Raw genomic sequence first — 14,181 nt, 5'->3', positions numbered from 1 at the left:
GGTGTCCGCCCGCAGCGGTTGGCGCGTCAACGCCAGTCAGTCGGTAAGAAGGTCCATCGCGCCGTTCCGAGGACGGACACCCCCCGACACGGCCCCGACCCACCACCCGGCGCCAGGCGTCACGCCCACCCCGCGACCTCGCCCACCCCGCGACCTCGCCCACCCCGCCCACCCGAGTGGTCCCCCGCGTGTTCCCCCGCGCCACACCCGCCCCCTATGCGCAAATTGTCTGATTAGCGCGTATCGTCGCCGCATGCCCACGCCATACGGATCCCGCGGCGGCATGGCGTTCGGTGTGGAGGAGCTGCGTGTGCTCCGCCGCGCTCTCGCCCTCGCCCTCGACCCCACCCCCGCCTCGGCCGACGACGTCCAGGACTGTCTCCGTCTCGCAGAGTCACTCGACGAGGCACTGCGGGAGGGGGCCAGGCTGCGCGCCTTCCTCGTGGCCGACCTGGGCCGGTATCGCGCCGCCCTCCCCGGAACCGCCGCCGGCTACCTCGCGCTCCTGGACGAGGCGCTGGGCGCCGGCTACCGCCCCCTGCCCGACGACCTCGCCGCCCTGCGCGCGCTGCGCGGCAACCCGGCCGCCGCGGCCCTGCTGGACCGCTGCGTGGTCACCCCCCTCACCCCGGCCACCCTCCCCGTGGCAGCCGTCCCCGGCTCCCGCACCCGCCTCCTGGCCATCCCCGGCGGTCGCTGCGCGTCGGCCGAGGACGCCCCGGAGAATCCGGAGAAGCAGCCCGAGAAGAAGCCGGCCCGCAAGCCCCCCGCCCCGGCCCCGGCCCCCAAGCCCGCCCCGGCACCGGCACCCGGCCCGGACACCCCGAAGCCCTCCCGCCCGATCCCCACCCCGGGTGAGGTCTTCCCGCGACGCAAGCCGGCCCCGCCGCCCCCCGCCAACCCCCAGCAGCTCGCCGCGGGCTGACGTGGCTACCATGGATCCATGGACTACGTCTCCGCGCTCCTGCCCCCGGCCGTCATGGCCGTCTTCTTCATAGGCGTGATCCGGGTGATCGTGAAGACCCAGGGCGGCGCCAACAAGGCCAAGGAGGACGCGGCCGTGGACGCTGCCCTCGCGCGCGTGGAGGGTGGCCGCCCGGCCACCGCGACCTCCCCGAAGGCCGAGGCCTGACCCCACCCCCTTTCGAGGGCGTACGACTCGGCGGACCCGCACCCCGCGGCGCCCGCACGCACGAGCCGTACGCCCTTTTTGTTCCCGTTCGCCGGTCACGCGCACGTCCGCCACGCCATTACCGGGATCTCCCACTATTGTTCTGAGCTGTGCCTCGCCCATTGGGAGAACTCGAAGACGCGGTCATGTCGCGGGTGTGGAAGTGGAACCGCCCGGTGACCGTTCGAGAAGTCCTGGAAGATCTTCAGAAGGAGCGGTCCATCGCGTACACCACCGTGATGACCGTTTTGGACAATCTCCATCAGAAGGGCTGGGTGCGCCGCGAGGCGGAAGGCCGCGCCTATCGATATGAGGCGGTCTCCACCCGCGCCGCCTACGCGGCCGCCCTGATGAACGACGCCTGGTCGCAGAGCGACAACCCCGCCGCCGCTCTCGTCGCCTTCTTCGGCATGATGAGCGAGGAACAGCGGCAGTCTCTCAGCGATGCCGTCCGCATCGTGCAGGGCCCGGAAACCCAGGAACCGACCGAAGCGTCGGAATCCGCGGAACCCGCACAACGACCCGCACAACGAGCGGAACCCGGGGAAGAGCCAGAGGAGAACCCCGCCTCCGCTCGGGACCTCGGCGGGCGATAGCGTCCCGTCATGTCCGCGAAGAGCCCCGAAGCCACCGCAAAAGCCATCACCGTCCGACGGGCCCGCACCAGCGACGTCCCGGCCGTACGGGGCCTGCTTGACGCCTACGTCCGCGGCCGCATCCTGCTCGACAAAGCGACGGTGACGCTTTACGAGGACATCCAGGAGTTCTGGGTCGCGGAACGGGACGACAACGCCGAGGTCGTCGGTTGCGGCGCGCTGCACGTGATGTGGGAAGACCTCGCGGAAGTGCGCACTCTCGCGGTGAAGCCCGGCTTGAAGGGCGCGGGCGTCGGGCACCGGGTGCTGGAGAAGTTGCTGCAGACCGCACGCTGGCTCGGCGTTCGCCGGGTTTTCTGCCTGACCTTCGAAGTCGACTTCTTCACCAAGCACGGCTTCGTGGAGATCGGCGAGACGCCCGTCGACACGGATGTCTACGCGGAGCTCCTGCGTTCCTATGACGAGGGTGTCGCGGAGTTCCTCGGACTCGAACGAGTGAAACCGAACACCTTGGGCAACAGCCGGATGCTTCTGCATCTGTGATCGCCGGGTGCCGCTGCACCGTAGCGGGTCCGGCCGGTTCGTCAAGACATATTCCGCGACGCCCGCCCTGCCCCGGTTCCCTATGTCCGAAACGCGCACGTTTCCGGACCGGGGCCGGGCTGCCGGTCTCTGCCGGGGGTTTGTGTTTTTCCGGCAAAAGCGGTTTGCTTTCCGACGTACTGCAGTACTGCATATAACAGGGGACGGCGAAACGGCGGACGCCGGCACACCCGCCCTGAAGATATCGATGAAAGGAAATCCGGTGGCACAGAAGGTTCAGGTCCTTCTTGTCGACGACCTCGACGGTGGCGAGGCGGACGAGACCGTGACGTTCGCGCTGGACGGCAAGACGTACGAGATCGATCTCACCACTGCCAATGCGGACAAGCTCCGTGGCCTTCTCGAGCCTTACGTGAAGGGCGGTCGGCGTACCGGAGGCCGTGCTTCGGGCGGGCGTGGAAAGGCGCGCGCCGCTTCGAGCGGCAGCCAGGACACCGCGGCGATCCGCGCCTGGGCGAAGGAGAACGGCTACGAGGTCAACGACCGCGGCCGTGTTCCCGCGACCATCCGCGAGGCTTACGAGAAGGCCAACGGCTGAACAGCGGCCCTACCGACCCTGCGCACGCATGGCCGGTGGCTGGGCGCACGCGCGCCGCAGCCGGACCCGGTGGCACTGTGTGGCCACCGTGTTCACCAGCCGCACGAGATCGGGGGTGCCCCCACCGCCCCCCAGCGCCGACAGCGTCGGCAGCGAGGCCTCGACCTCGCATCCCGGCTCGGGGGGCCGCAGCCACACGGCGGCCCCCTGGGAACCGACCCGGCCCCGGCCCCCGGGAGCAGGCGGGACCCCCGCCTCGCAGGGCGCCGTGGTCCCCGACGCGCGCGCCGGCGACACGGCCCTCCTCGCATGAGGCAGCAGCCCGTGCGGCACCGCCTCCGCCGCCTCCTCGTGAGCCTCCAGGGGCCACGGCGCCTCGATGAGGCCGCCCGCGCCGATCGCCGCCAGGTCCAGCGACAGGGACCCCCAGTCGAGCCACTCCAGCAGCCCGGGGAGCTCCTCCGCGCTGCCCGCGGCCACCAGGAGCAGCATGCGGTCGCCGTGCAGCGCGACGGGGGAGCCGGGCGCCAGGCGCCGCAGGGCCGCGTGCCCCGCTTCCGCGGGGGCGTCCAGGACGTCGTAGCGCGTCCCCACCGCAAGCCGCAGGGGATCGCCGGGCACCGTCGGCCACCCCAGTTCGTTCTCGTACCAACGCCGGACCTGACCGCTCGCGCCGGACGGGCCGGGCGGCCGGCGGGGGAGCGGAATGAGCGGGGTCGAGGATGCGGTCACGGGCTGAGGGGCGCCGAACATGCCAAGTGCAACAGCCGGAAGGGCCCAAGAGTTACGCTGGGTGGCGCCATGAGCGCACCGCGTGGCGAAACGGGGGCGCGCGGGGGGTGCGGGGAGGCGCAAGGTTGTTCGCCCGTAGCGGAGGGAACGGGGGCGCCCGGCATGGATTTCCGGTCCCCCCGGGTAAGACATCCCTAGTGGGAGGGGGCGACACGCAGGAAGGGACGTCTCGCGTTCGCCATCGGCGTACTGGCGAGTGGGGTATCTGCCTGGCCTGCGGGAACATCGTCTCGCACCATCGGGTTGGAGCAGATGTCGGCGTTCGGGGTCAGGAGGCCAAGGACGGTGTCGGCAGTTGGAATGAGCGGTCCCCGCTTGCGGGACTAAGCTGCGGAAGGACAGGGAGGGGAAGTTCCCCCCACTGCCTGACCGCTCTGAGGAGCGATTAACGATGTTCGAGAGGTTCACCGACCGCGCGCGGCGGGTTGTCGTCCTGGCTCAGGAAGAAGCCCGGATGCTCAACCACAACTACATCGGCACTGAGCACATCCTCCTGGGCCTGATCCACGAGGGTGAAGGTGTCGCCGCCAAGGCCCTTGAGAGCCTCGGGATTTCGCTCGAGGCGGTCCGCCAGCAGGTGGAGGAGATCATCGGCCAGGGCCAGCAGGCCCCGTCCGGCCACATCCCCTTCACCCCCCGTGCCAAGAAGGTCCTGGAGCTGTCGCTCCGCGAGGCCCTTCAGCTGGGCCACAACTACATCGGCACGGAGCACATCCTGCTCGGCCTGATCCGCGAGGGCGAGGGCGTCGCCGCCCAGGTCCTCGTCAAGCTGGGCGCAGATCTGAACCGCGTGCGGCAGCAGGTGATCCAGCTGCTCTCCGGTTACCAGGGCAAGGAGACCGCCACCGCCGGCGGTCCTGCCGAGGGCACCCCCTCCACGTCCCTGGTCCTCGACCAGTTCGGCCGGAACCTCACCCAGGCCGCTCGTGAGTCCAAGCTCGACCCGGTCATCGGGCGCGAGAAGGAGATCGAGCGGGTCATGCAGGTGCTGTCCCGCCGTACCAAGAACAACCCGGTGCTGATCGGTGAGCCCGGCGTCGGCAAGACCGCCGTCGTCGAGGGCCTCGCCCAGGCCATCGTCAAGGGCGAGGTGCCCGAGACCCTCAAGGACAAGCACCTCTACACCCTGGACCTCGGCGCCCTGGTCGCCGGCTCCCGCTACCGCGGTGACTTCGAGGAGCGCCTGAAGAAGGTGCTCAAGGAGATCCGCACCCGCGGCGACATCATCCTGTTCATCGACGAGCTCCACACCCTGGTGGGTGCGGGTGCCGCCGAGGGCGCGATCGACGCCGCCAGCATCCTGAAGCCGATGCTGGCCCGCGGTGAACTCCAGACCATCGGTGCCACCACGCTGGACGAGTACCGCAAGCACCTGGAGAAGGACGCCGCCCTAGAGCGCCGCTTCCAGCCCATCCAGGTCGCGGAGCCGTCCCTGCCGCACACCATCGAGATCCTCAAGGGCCTGCGCGACCGGTACGAGGCGCACCACCGCGTCTCGATCACGGACGAGGCGCTGGTCCAGGCCGCCACCCTGGCCGACCGGTACATCTCGGACCGCTTCCTCCCGGACAAGGCGATCGACCTGATCGACGAGGCCGGATCGAGGATGCGCATCCGCCGGATGACCGCGCCGCCGGACCTGCGCGAGTTCGACGAGAAGATCGCGGGCGTGCGCCGCGACAAGGAGTCCGCGATCGACTCGCAGGACTTCGAGAAGGCCGCCTCCCTGCGCGACAAGGAGAAGCAGCTCCTGGCCGCCAAGGCCAAGCGGGAGAAGGAGTGGAAGGCCGGCGACATGGACGTCGTCGCCGAGGTCGACGGCGAGCTGATCGCCGAGGTCCTCGCCACCGCCACCGGCATCCCGGTCTTCAAGCTGACCGAGGAGGAGTCCTCGCGTCTGCTGCGCATGGAGGACGAGCTCCACAAGCGGGTCATCGGCCAGGTCGACGCCGTCAAGGCGCTGTCGAAGGCGATCCGCCGTACGCGTGCCGGTCTGAAGGACCCGAAGCGTCCCGGTGGCTCGTTCATCTTCGCCGGCCCGTCCGGTGTCGGTAAGACCGAGCTGTCCAAGGCGCTCGCTGAGTTCCTCTTCGGCGACGAGGACGCGCTGATCTCCCTCGACATGTCGGAGTTCAGCGAGAAGCACACGGTCTCGCGGCTCTTCGGTTCGCCCCCCGGCTACGTGGGCTACGAGGAGGGCGGCCAGCTCACCGAGAAGGTCCGCCGCAAGCCGTTCTCCGTCGTCCTCTTCGACGAGGTGGAGAAGGCCCACCCGGACATCTTCAACTCGCTCCTGCAGATCCTGGAGGACGGTCGCCTGACCGACTCCCAGGGCCGGGTCGTGGACTTCAAGAACACGGTCATCATCATGACGACCAACCTCGGCACCCGGGACATCTCCAAGGGCTTCAACCTGGGCTTCGCGGCCCAGGGCGACACCAAGTCCAACTACGAGCGCATGAAGAACAAGGTCTCGGACGAGCTCAAGCAGCACTTCCGGCCCGAGTTCCTCAACCGCGTCGACGACGTGGTCGTCTTCCCGCAGCTCAGCCAGGACGACATCCTCAAGATCGTCGACCTGATGATCGGCAAGGTCGACGAGCGCCTGAAGGACCGGGACATGGGCATCGAGCTCTCCCAGTCCGCCAAGGAGCTGCTGTCCAAGAAGGGCTACGACCCGGTGCTGGGTGCGCGTCCGCTGCGTCGCACCATCCAGCGCGAGATCGAGGACTCGCTGTCGGAGAAGATCCTCTTCGGCGAGCTGCGCCCCGGTCACATCGTGGTCGTCGACACGGAGGGCGAGGGCGACACCAAGACCTTCACCTTCCGCGGCGAGGAGAAGGCCCCCCTGCCGGACGTCCCGCCGATCGAGCAGGCGGCCGGTGGCACGGGCCCGAACCTGAGCAAGGACGCCTGAGCGTAGCGACCCAGTGAGAAGGGGCCGGTGCTGACCAGCACCGGCCCCTTCTCCATGCCCGGACGGGCCGAACGGCAGGTCCTAGGACAGCTGTCCGCCGTAGTCCGGAAGCTTGAACGTCCGCTCGGCGTGGCCGCCCGAGAGGTCGGTGGCGCTGTTGCCGATGTTCGCGATGATCGTGTAGCCCTTGCGCTCTACGTCGACGCGCTGGGCGGTCTTGTAGTCGGCGACGTTCTTGAAGAGGTCGATGAAGTTGCGGACGTAGAGCCCCGAGACCTGGTAGCCGGCCTGCTTGAGGTTGTACTGGGTGAACGCGGCGATGATGTCCGGCCGGGCGGTCACGAAGAACAGGGCGACGCCGCGCTCCTGCGCGTATCTGGCGGCCTCCAGGACCGGCTTGTTGGCCGGTTGCGGGTAGCTGAAGCCGAAGTCGGTCTCCAGCGTCGTGTTGTCGATGTCGAAGACGATGGCCTGTTTCTCGCCCGGCTTCTGGGCCGCTATCCGCTGCTTCAGATAGGGCATGGCCTGGTCCATCACCAGCTGGCAGTCCTTCTGCCAGGTGCCGTAGTCGACGTCCGCCGCCGCGGAGGTGGTGGCGGTCGCGGAGGCCGTCGTGGCGGCCCTGCTGGTGGTCGTGGCGTCGGCCGGTGCGGCCATGGCCACGAGGGCGGTCGCCGAGACGGCGGTCACCGTTGCGCGGCGCAACCAGGGGCGTCGGGTCTGCATGTCGTGGGGGTCCTCTCACGTCAGTGACGCTGCAACATGTCGTGTGCATGCTCGTGCGCGAGGGTGGCGCGAGGGGAACCGTAGGGTTACCGAACGGTAAGTGCCTAGAGGCGTGCGCCACATTTCCGGAATGACTGAAGACCGCCCCCGGTGACATGGCGCACAGGCGATATGTCCGTTACTAGATGGAATAGTGGATAACGGACCGGGACGAAAGGGATTCTTGCCCCACGGTGAGGGTGAAAGTGCGGGCCAGTGCCCTGATTCGTCCCCAATGACTGCTGTGTCAAGAGACGTAGAACACTGAACCAAATTACTAACTAGCGTCGTAGATCACGCTTTTGGGAGTTTGTCGGACTTCGGGTTACCAAGGGATGGCCACCGCGGCGAGCGTCAGTGCGCCGGGTGGTTTTCTCCGTCCCCTGCCATACGAGGTTTCGATGTCCCAGCGCGTCACGTCCCGTTCTTCCCGTACGTCCCAGCTCCGCACCCGTGCGACCGTGCTGGCCGCCGGCCTTGGTGTCTCGGTCGCACTGGGAGCCGGGGTCGCGTCCGCCGCCGACACCACGGCCGCGTCCGGTGCCGCCAGTGCCGTGCAGGCGCAGGCTGCCGCCCAGGCCAAGGTCGCCAAGGCGGAGGCCGCGAAGGCCGAGAAGGCCGCCAAGGCCGCCGCCGCGAAGAAGGCCGCTGCCAAGAAGGCCAAGCCCTCCTGGGTCGACCCGGTGAAGAAGTACAGCCTCTCCGCGAGCTTCGCCCAGAACGGCGGCATGTGGGCGAGCAAGCACAGCGGTCAGGACTTCGCCGTGCCGAGCGGCACCCAGGTCGTCGCCACCCACGGCGGCACCGTGGTCAAGGCCGGCGGCAACGGCGCCGGCGACGGTCCCGCGTACGGCAACGCCGTCGTGATCAAGCACGGCAACGGCACGTACTCCCAGTACGCTCACCTGTCGAAGGTCACCGTGCGCGTCGGCCAGATCGTCAAGACCGGCCAGGAGATCGCCAAGTCCGGCAACACCGGCAACTCGAGCGGTCCCCACCTGCACTTCGAGATCCGTACGACCCCGAACTACGGCTCGGCGGTCGACCCGGTGAAGTTCCTGCGCGCCAAGGGTGTGAAGGTCTGACCCAGGTGTGATCCCCCTGGCCCGCTAGGAGCCCCCGGCTCCCCGGTGGGCCTGGGTCACCAGGTCCGTGGCGACCTCGAGGACGGCTCTGCTCTTCTCCTCGGGGTCGTTTCCCATGTCCGGGAGCAGGAACATGCCGGCGTGCAGCGTGAAGATGGCGCTGGCGCAGCGGACCTGGTCGACCAGGTCCGCGTCCGGGTCGACGATGATGTCGCGCAGGCTGTGGATGCGGGCCTTGAAGGAGTCGCCGATCCGCAGGTCCCGTACCGTCGCCTGGTTCTCGTGCATGAAGCGGAACAGCGGCGCCGCCGCGGCGAGGGTGTCGGCGTAGCGGCGGATGATCTCCTGCTTCGTAGCGAGGGTGCGCGGCTGCTGCCGGCCCCACTCGATCAGGTCCTCGATCGGCTGCGTGAGGTCCTCGAAGATGCTGACGAGGATCTCTTCCTTCGTCTTGAAGTGGTAGTAGAGCGCGGCCTTGGTGACCTCCAGGCGCTCGGCGATCTCGCGCAGGGAGGTCTTCTCGTAACCGTGCTCCGCGAAGAGTTCGAGGGCCACGTCCTGGATGCGCCGGCGGGTGTCCCCGCGGCGCCGCTGCTTGGTGCCGTCCATGGTGCCGCCCATCCTCCTACGCCCCCCGCTTTCCATAAAACTTACTTGACGCCCGGCTAGTTCCAGGACTAGCTTCCGAGTGTAGTCACTAGCCGGTCGGCAAGTAAGTAGCGGTAGCTGGGGGAGTGGGAAGCGATGACGGACACGACGGACACACCGGCGGCCGACGCCGGGGGGAAACAACCGAAGAGCGTGCGGGTCGTGCTGCTCGCGCTGATGATCGCGATGATGCTCGCGATGCTCGACAACATGATCATCGGCACCGCGATGCCGACGATCGTCGGTGAGCTCGGCGGGCTGGAGCACCTCGCGTGGGTCGTCACCGCCTACACGCTCGCGACCGCGGCCTCCACCCCGCTGTGGGGCAAGCTCGGCGACATGTACGGCCGCAAGGGCACGTTCATGACGTCCATCGTGATCTTCCTGGTCGGTTCCGCGCTCAGCGGCATGGCCCAGAACATGGGCGAGCTGATCGGCTTCCGCGCTGTTCAGGGCCTCGGCGCCGGTGGCCTGATGGTCGGCGTCATGGCGATCATCGGCGACCTGATCCCGCCCCGCGAGCGCGGCAAGTACCAGGGCATGATGGCCGGCGTCATGGCGCTGGCGATGATCGGCGGCCCCCTGGTCGGCGGCACGATCACCGACAACTGGGGCTGGCGCTGGGCCTTCTACATCAACCTGCCGCTCGGAGCGGTGGCGCTCGCCGCCGTCGGTGCCGTGCTGCATCTGCCCAAGCGGCGCTCCAAGGCCCGGATCGACTATCTGGGCGCCGCACTGCTGACCGTCGGCATCACCGCGATCGTGCTCGTCACCACCTGGGGCGGCACGGAGTACGCCTGGAGCTCCGCGCGGATCATGGAGCTGATCGGCATCGGCATCGCCGCGCTGGTCGGATTCGTGTTCTGGCAGACCAAGGCCGCCGAGCCGGTGCTGCCGCTGCACATCTTCCGCAGCCTCAACTTCACGCTGATGTCGATCATCGGCTTCGTCACCGGCTTCGTGATGTTCGGCGCGACGCTCTTCCTGCCGCTGTACCAGCAGTCCGTGCAGGGCGCTTCCGCGACCAACTCCGGGCTGCTGCTCCTGCCGATGCTCGGGGCGATGCTCGTGACCTCGATGGTCGCCGGGCGGGTGACCACCAACAGCGGCAAGTACAAGGTGTTCCCGATCGCCGGCAGCGCGCTGATGATCGTCGGCCTGTACCTGCTGTCCACGATGGACACCGGCACCTCCCGGCTGACCTCCGGTGTCTTCATGGCCGTGGTCGGGCTCGGCATGGGCTGCCTGATGCAGATCACCATGCTGGTCGCGCAGAACAGCGTGGAGATGAAGGACATGGGCGTCGCGTCCTCGTCGACCACCCTGTTCCGCACGCTCGGCTCCTCCTTCGGCGTCGCGATCATGGGCGCGCTGTTCAACAACCGCGTCCAGGACGTCATGAGCGAGCGGGCCGGTGCGCTGGGCTCCAAGGTGACCGAGCAGTCGGCGCAGCTCGACGCCAAGAGCCTGGAGAAGCTCCCGGCGCTGATCCGGGAGGCGTACCAGCACGCCGTCTCCGCCGGTACGCACACGGCGTTCCTGCTCGGTGCCGTGGTGGCGGTGGTCGCACTCGTGGCGGCCGTGTTCGTCAAGGAGGTCCCGCTGAAGGGCGCCGGCCCGAAGGAGGACGGCACACCGGACACCCCGGCGGCGCAGCCGCCCGTGGTCGAGGCCGTCTGACCACACCGCGACCAGACCCCCGGGAGTGTCCGCCCGGGGGTCTCGTCGTGTCCCGGCGGCGCGTGAGCGCGAGCCTGCCCTCGCCACGTCCCGTCACCGGCCGGGCCCCGCTGTCAGACCCCCGTGCCACCATCGACCGCATGGACAGGACGCGGCGGATGCGGCTCGCGAAGGACGTCATGGACCGGGACTGGGCCGACCCCGGCCTGGACCTGGACACCGTCGCCGCGCACGCCGGGTACTCGCGCTACCACTTCATCCGGGCCTTCAAGGAGGCCTACGGCGAGACCCCCGGCCAGTACCTCACGCACCGCCGCATCGACCGCGCCGAGGACCTGCTGCGCACGGCGAACCTCTCGGTGACGGAGATCTGCCACCTGGTCGGCTTCAGCAGCGTCGGCACGTTCTCGGCCCGCTTCAAGACCTGGACGGGTCTGACACCCAGCGAGTACCGCACGAAGCACGTGGGCCGCGGAGCCGCCCTCATACCCGGCTGCTACGCCATGCTCTGGGCCGGAGGCTTCCGTACCGCGCCCGGCGGCTCCCCTTCCGCGCCCGGCGCCGGTGAGAAGCGCAATTCCGGAGAAGCGGGCTGACGCCCTCGCTGCCTACCGTGGCAGGGCGGGCACAACCGGCCGCAGCCGCAGCTTCAGAGCAGGAGCACGCCATGATCAAGGGTCTCGCCATCTCGACCGTCTGGGTCCTCGACCAGGACCGGGCCAAGGAGTTCTACACGGAGAAACTGGGCCTGGAGGTCCGTACGGACATGACCATGGGCGAGGGCGGCATGCGCTGGCTCACGGTCGGCTCCCCGAACCAGCCCGACGTCGAGCTGACGCTGATGGTCCCCGGCGGGCCCGCGATGGACCCCGAGTCGGCCGAGATGCTCCGCAAGCTGGTGACCAAGGGCGTGCTCGGCGCGGGCGTGCTGACCACCGACGACATCCACGGCGACTACAAGAAGCTCAAGGACCGGGGCGTGGAGTTCCTCCAGGAGCCGCAGGAGCGCCCGTACGGCACCGAGGCGCTGCTGCGCGACGACTCGGGCAACTGGTTCTCGTTCACCCAGCCCCGCGAGGGCGGCCTCGACATGGACCAGGACTGGACCTGCTGATCAGACGGGACGGCTCACGAGCCCGGCAGCATCGGGTAGCTCCCCGTGTTCGTCGGGGCGTGCTCCGGCAGCCACAGCACGGCGACCGCGCCCTCGGCGGGGAGGTGCTCCGGCGTCCCGGGGGTGCGAACGTTGCGGAAGGTCAGCCGTGCGCCCAGCACCCGGGCCTGCCCGGCCGCGATGGTCAGGCCGAGACCGTGGCCGTGCCCGGCCCGGTCCACGCTGCCGGTCCGGAATCGGCTCGGGCCCTCGGCGAGCAGATCCTCGGGGAAGCCCGGGCCGTGGTCGCGCACGCGGATGACCCGGCCCTCGACGCTGACCTCGATGGGCGGCTTGCCGTGCCGGGCCGCGTTGGCCAGCAGGTTGAACAGGACCCGCTCCAGACGCCGCGGGTCGGTGGTGACCTCCGACTCGTGCACGATCCGCACCTCGATCGCCGGGTCCTTGGCCGTCACCCGCCGGGCGACGAACTCGCCCAGCATGATGTCCTGCAGCTCCGCCCGCTCGGAGGCCCCGTCGAGCCGGGCCACCTCCAGCACGTCCTCGACCAGCGTGCGCATGGCCTTGGCCCGGTCCAGCACCAGCTCGGTCGGGCGCCCGGGCGGCAGCAGTTCCGCCGCGGTCAGCAGTCCGGTCACCGGCGTGCGCAGCTCGTGCGCGATGTCGGCGGTGACCCGCCGCTCGGCCTCGATGCGCTGGCGCAGCGCGTCCGCCATGGCGTCCACCGCGCTCGCCAGGTCGTCCGTCTCGTCGCGCACCACCCCGCCCATGGCGTCCCGTACGCGCACGTCCGTCTCGCCGCCCGCGAGCTGGTTCGCCGCGATGGCCGCCTTGCGCAGCCGCCGCGACAGATGCCCGCCGATCAGCACGCCGAGCGCGCTGCCGCCGAGGACGACCGCGATGGACCCGATGAGCAGGGCCTGGTCGAGGTCCTGGAGGATGTCCGAGCTGCGGTCGGTGAAGCCCGAGTGCAGCGACATCACCTGCCCGTTCTTCAGCGGCACGGCGGCCCATATGTCGGGCACGTCACCCGGCAGGTCGGCCACGTACGTCGCCCGCTGGCCCGCCTCGACCCGTTCCCGCAGCTCATGCGGGAGCTCCGGGTCGTTGATCTTGGTGTTGGGGAAGTTCATCCGCCCGGACAGCTCGAAGTTGCGCTGGGCGATCATGACCCGCTCGTCGGCGAGGTCGCGCGCGTTGTCCAGCATCGAGACCCGGGCGGCGTTGTGCACGACGAGGCTCAGCGCGATCGCCACCAGCGCGCCCACCAGAGCGATGGCCGCGCTGAGTTTCCATCTGAGGCCCGTGCGGATGCCCGCACGCTCCAAGCCCGCGGCGACCAGGCGCCGGAAGTGCCCCCTCATACCCCTGCCCCTGCTCAGGCCTTCAACTTGTAGCCGAACCCGCGGACCGTCTCGATCCGGTCCTGGCCGATCTTCTGCCGCAGCCGCTGCACATGCACGTCGACGACGCGGGTGTCCCCGCCCCAGCCGTAGTCCCACACCCGTTCCAGCAGCTTGTCGCGGGAGAGCACCGTGCCCGGGGCCGAGGAGAACTCCAGCAGCAGCCGCATCTCGGTCGGCGTCAGCGCCACCGGCTGCCCGGCGCGCCGGACCTCCATGCCCTCGGTGTCGACCTCCAGGTCCCCGAAGGCCAGCACACCACCGTCGGCCGGGGCCCCGGGCTCCTCGCCCCGGCCGCCGCCGGCGTGCCCGAAGCGGCGCAGCACCGCGCGGATCCGGGCGACCAGCACGGCACCGTCGAACGGCTTGGTCACATAGTCGTCGGCGCCCGCCTCCAGGCCCAGCACGACGTCGATGGAGTCGGCCCGCGCCGACAGCATGATCACCGGCACGGTCGACTCGTCGCGGATGCGACGGCACAGACTCACGCCGTCGAGCCCGGGCAGCATGACGTCCAGCAGTGCGATGTCGGGGCGGTCCGCGCGGAACGCCTCCAGACCCGACAGCCCGTCGGGCATGGCGGTGACCACGAAGCCGTCCCGTTCCAGGGCGAGCTGCGTGGCCTCGCGGATGACGTCGTCGTCCTCGACGAACAGGACGTGGGTCTGGTCTGCCATCCCGGTGCTCTCAGTCCTCTGTGGTCCATGGGGTGCGTTCTCCTGCTGGGACGCACGATCCCGGCGATACGTTCACCGGGACATCGTTGCGAACGGCCCGATCGGTTCACGCGTTCCTGCCCGCGTCCGTCACACTGCCGTGCCCGCGTCCGTCACGCTGCCGTGCCCGCGTGCCACGCGGCCCCGCGCGTG

At 69.5% G+C, this 14,181-nt stretch carries 15 protein-coding genes; 10 read left to right on the top strand and 5 right to left on the bottom strand.

The genetic code is table 11. The features are described 5' to 3' along the window. The first annotated feature begins 283 nt into the window (after nt 1-283). The 5 genes from ACFZDE_RS38500 (at nt 284) to ACFZDE_RS38480 (ending at nt 2,908) form a co-directional block, all read left to right on the top strand. The gene (locus tag ACFZDE_RS38500; protein WP_391214576.1) at nt 284-925 is read left to right on the top strand and encodes a hypothetical protein; all 642 of its coding nucleotides are present in this window, start codon (nt 284-286) and stop codon (nt 923-925) included. Between the two features lie 18 nt (nt 926-943). Beyond that, a complete protein-coding gene (locus ACFZDE_RS38495; RefSeq protein ID WP_391003772.1) occupies nt 944-1,132 on the top strand; it encodes a hypothetical protein in 189 nt (62 codons plus the stop codon). A gap of 185 nt (nt 1,133-1,317) precedes the next feature. Beyond that, a complete protein-coding gene (locus tag ACFZDE_RS38490) occupies nt 1,318-1,767 on the top strand; it encodes a BlaI/MecI/CopY family transcriptional regulator (RefSeq protein ID WP_391214568.1) in 450 nt (149 codons plus the stop codon). Between the two features lie 9 nt (nt 1,768-1,776). After that, nucleotides 1,777-2,310, top strand: a complete 534-nt coding sequence (locus tag ACFZDE_RS38485; protein WP_031111859.1) for an amino-acid N-acetyltransferase — start codon at nt 1,777-1,779, stop codon at nt 2,308-2,310. Nucleotides 2,311-2,572: 262 nt separating this feature from the next. After that, a complete protein-coding gene (locus tag ACFZDE_RS38480) occupies nt 2,573-2,908 on the top strand; it encodes an Lsr2 family protein (RefSeq protein WP_010048839.1) in 336 nt (111 codons plus the stop codon). A gap of 9 nt (nt 2,909-2,917) precedes the next feature. On the opposite strand, the gene ACFZDE_RS38475 is transcribed toward ACFZDE_RS38480, so the two are convergent. Then, nucleotides 2,918-3,661 carry an SCO3374 family protein gene (locus ACFZDE_RS38475; RefSeq protein WP_391214539.1) on the bottom strand — a complete coding sequence of 248 codons (744 nt, stop codon included), beginning with the start codon at nt 3,659-3,661 and terminating at the stop codon, nt 2,918-2,920. Nucleotides 3,662-4,091: 430 nt separating this feature from the next. Here ACFZDE_RS38475 and ACFZDE_RS38470 point away from each other — a divergent pair, with 430 nt between their 5' ends. Then, entirely contained in the window at nt 4,092-6,617 is a 2,526-nt protein-coding gene (locus ACFZDE_RS38470) for an ATP-dependent Clp protease ATP-binding subunit (RefSeq protein WP_142161091.1), read from the top strand. A gap of 81 nt (nt 6,618-6,698) precedes the next feature. On the opposite strand, the gene ACFZDE_RS38465 is transcribed toward ACFZDE_RS38470, so the two are convergent. After that, nucleotides 6,699-7,343 (bottom strand): HAD family acid phosphatase, encoded by a 645-nt coding sequence (locus ACFZDE_RS38465; protein WP_391214522.1) that lies wholly within the window; start codon nt 7,341-7,343, stop codon nt 6,699-6,701. A 440-nt stretch (nt 7,344-7,783) separates the two neighbouring features. On the opposite strand from ACFZDE_RS38465, the gene ACFZDE_RS38460 reads away from it, so the two are divergent. After that, nucleotides 7,784-8,467, top strand: a complete 684-nt coding sequence (locus ACFZDE_RS38460; protein ID WP_391214512.1) for a peptidoglycan DD-metalloendopeptidase family protein — start codon at nt 7,784-7,786, stop codon at nt 8,465-8,467. 24 nt (nt 8,468-8,491) lie between these two features. Here ACFZDE_RS38460 and ACFZDE_RS38455 read toward each other — a convergent pair whose 3' ends face one another. Next, nucleotides 8,492-9,088 (bottom strand): TetR family transcriptional regulator, encoded by a 597-nt coding sequence (locus ACFZDE_RS38455; RefSeq protein ID WP_391003783.1) that lies wholly within the window; start codon nt 9,086-9,088, stop codon nt 8,492-8,494. 123 nt (nt 9,089-9,211) lie between these two features. On the opposite strand from ACFZDE_RS38455, the gene ACFZDE_RS38450 reads away from it, so the two are divergent. From ACFZDE_RS38450 to ACFZDE_RS38440, 3 genes are all read left to right on the top strand, one after another. After that, nucleotides 9,212-10,795, top strand: coding sequence for a DHA2 family efflux MFS transporter permease subunit (locus ACFZDE_RS38450; protein WP_391003785.1), 1,584 nt, complete (start codon nt 9,212-9,214; stop codon nt 10,793-10,795). Nucleotides 10,796-10,935: 140 nt separating this feature from the next. Further along, complete coding sequence (locus tag ACFZDE_RS38445) at nt 10,936-11,391, top strand: helix-turn-helix domain-containing protein (protein ID WP_391214492.1); 456 nt, start codon at nt 10,936-10,938, stop codon at nt 11,389-11,391. Nucleotides 11,392-11,462: 71 nt separating this feature from the next. Further along, nucleotides 11,463-11,909: a VOC family protein gene (locus ACFZDE_RS38440; RefSeq protein ID WP_391214481.1), complete on the top strand. Its 447-nt coding sequence runs from the start codon at nt 11,463-11,465 to the stop codon at nt 11,907-11,909. 14 nt (nt 11,910-11,923) lie between these two features. Here the strand turns inward: ACFZDE_RS38440 and cseC are convergent, their stop codons facing one another. After that, nucleotides 11,924-13,273: a two-component system sensor histidine kinase CseC gene (gene cseC / locus ACFZDE_RS38435; RefSeq protein ID WP_391003791.1), complete on the bottom strand. Its 1,350-nt coding sequence runs from the start codon at nt 13,271-13,273 to the stop codon at nt 11,924-11,926. A gap of 14 nt (nt 13,274-13,287) precedes the next feature. Next, complete coding sequence (gene cseB, locus ACFZDE_RS38430) at nt 13,288-13,989, bottom strand: two-component system response regulator CseB (RefSeq protein WP_391003793.1); 702 nt, start codon at nt 13,987-13,989, stop codon at nt 13,288-13,290. Nucleotides 13,990-14,181: the final 192 nt, after the last annotated feature.

The organism is Streptomyces sp. NPDC007929, assembly GCF_042959065.1.
GTDB lineage: Bacteria > Actinomycetota > Actinomycetes > Streptomycetales > Streptomycetaceae > Streptomyces.
This window is presented reverse-complemented; position numbering and strand designations above follow the sequence as displayed.

Bases quoted from the DNA above. Each gene is read 5' to 3' on its own strand.
- ACFZDE_RS38450 (WP_391003785.1), top strand. From the start codon at position 9,212: ATGACGGACACGACGGACACACCGGCGGCCGACGCCGGGGGGAAACAA.
- ACFZDE_RS38465 (WP_391214522.1), bottom strand. From the start codon at position 7,343: ATGCAGACCCGACGCCCCTGGTTGCGCCGCGCAACGGTGACCGCCGTC.
- ACFZDE_RS38470 (WP_142161091.1), top strand. From the start codon at position 4,092: ATGTTCGAGAGGTTCACCGACCGCGCGCGGCGGGTTGTCGTCCTGGCT.
- ACFZDE_RS38485 (WP_031111859.1), top strand. From the start codon at position 1,777: ATGTCCGCGAAGAGCCCCGAAGCCACCGCAAAAGCCATCACCGTCCGA.
- ACFZDE_RS38455 (WP_391003783.1), bottom strand. From the start codon at position 9,088: ATGGGCGGCACCATGGACGGCACCAAGCAGCGGCGCCGCGGGGACACC.
- ACFZDE_RS38475 (WP_391214539.1), bottom strand. From the start codon at position 3,661: ATGTTCGGCGCCCCTCAGCCCGTGACCGCATCCTCGACCCCGCTCATT.
- ACFZDE_RS38495 (WP_391003772.1), top strand. From the start codon at position 944: ATGGACTACGTCTCCGCGCTCCTGCCCCCGGCCGTCATGGCCGTCTTC.
- cseB (WP_391003793.1), bottom strand. From the start codon at position 13,989: ATGGCAGACCAGACCCACGTCCTGTTCGTCGAGGACGACGACGTCATC.
- ACFZDE_RS38460 (WP_391214512.1), top strand. From the start codon at position 7,784: ATGTCCCAGCGCGTCACGTCCCGTTCTTCCCGTACGTCCCAGCTCCGC.
- ACFZDE_RS38445 (WP_391214492.1), top strand. From the start codon at position 10,936: ATGGACAGGACGCGGCGGATGCGGCTCGCGAAGGACGTCATGGACCGG.
- ACFZDE_RS38500 (WP_391214576.1), top strand. From the start codon at position 284: ATGGCGTTCGGTGTGGAGGAGCTGCGTGTGCTCCGCCGCGCTCTCGCC.
- ACFZDE_RS38490 (WP_391214568.1), top strand. From the start codon at position 1,318: ATGTCGCGGGTGTGGAAGTGGAACCGCCCGGTGACCGTTCGAGAAGTC.
- cseC (WP_391003791.1), bottom strand. From the start codon at position 13,273: ATGAGGGGGCACTTCCGGCGCCTGGTCGCCGCGGGCTTGGAGCGTGCG.
- ACFZDE_RS38440 (WP_391214481.1), top strand. From the start codon at position 11,463: ATGATCAAGGGTCTCGCCATCTCGACCGTCTGGGTCCTCGACCAGGAC.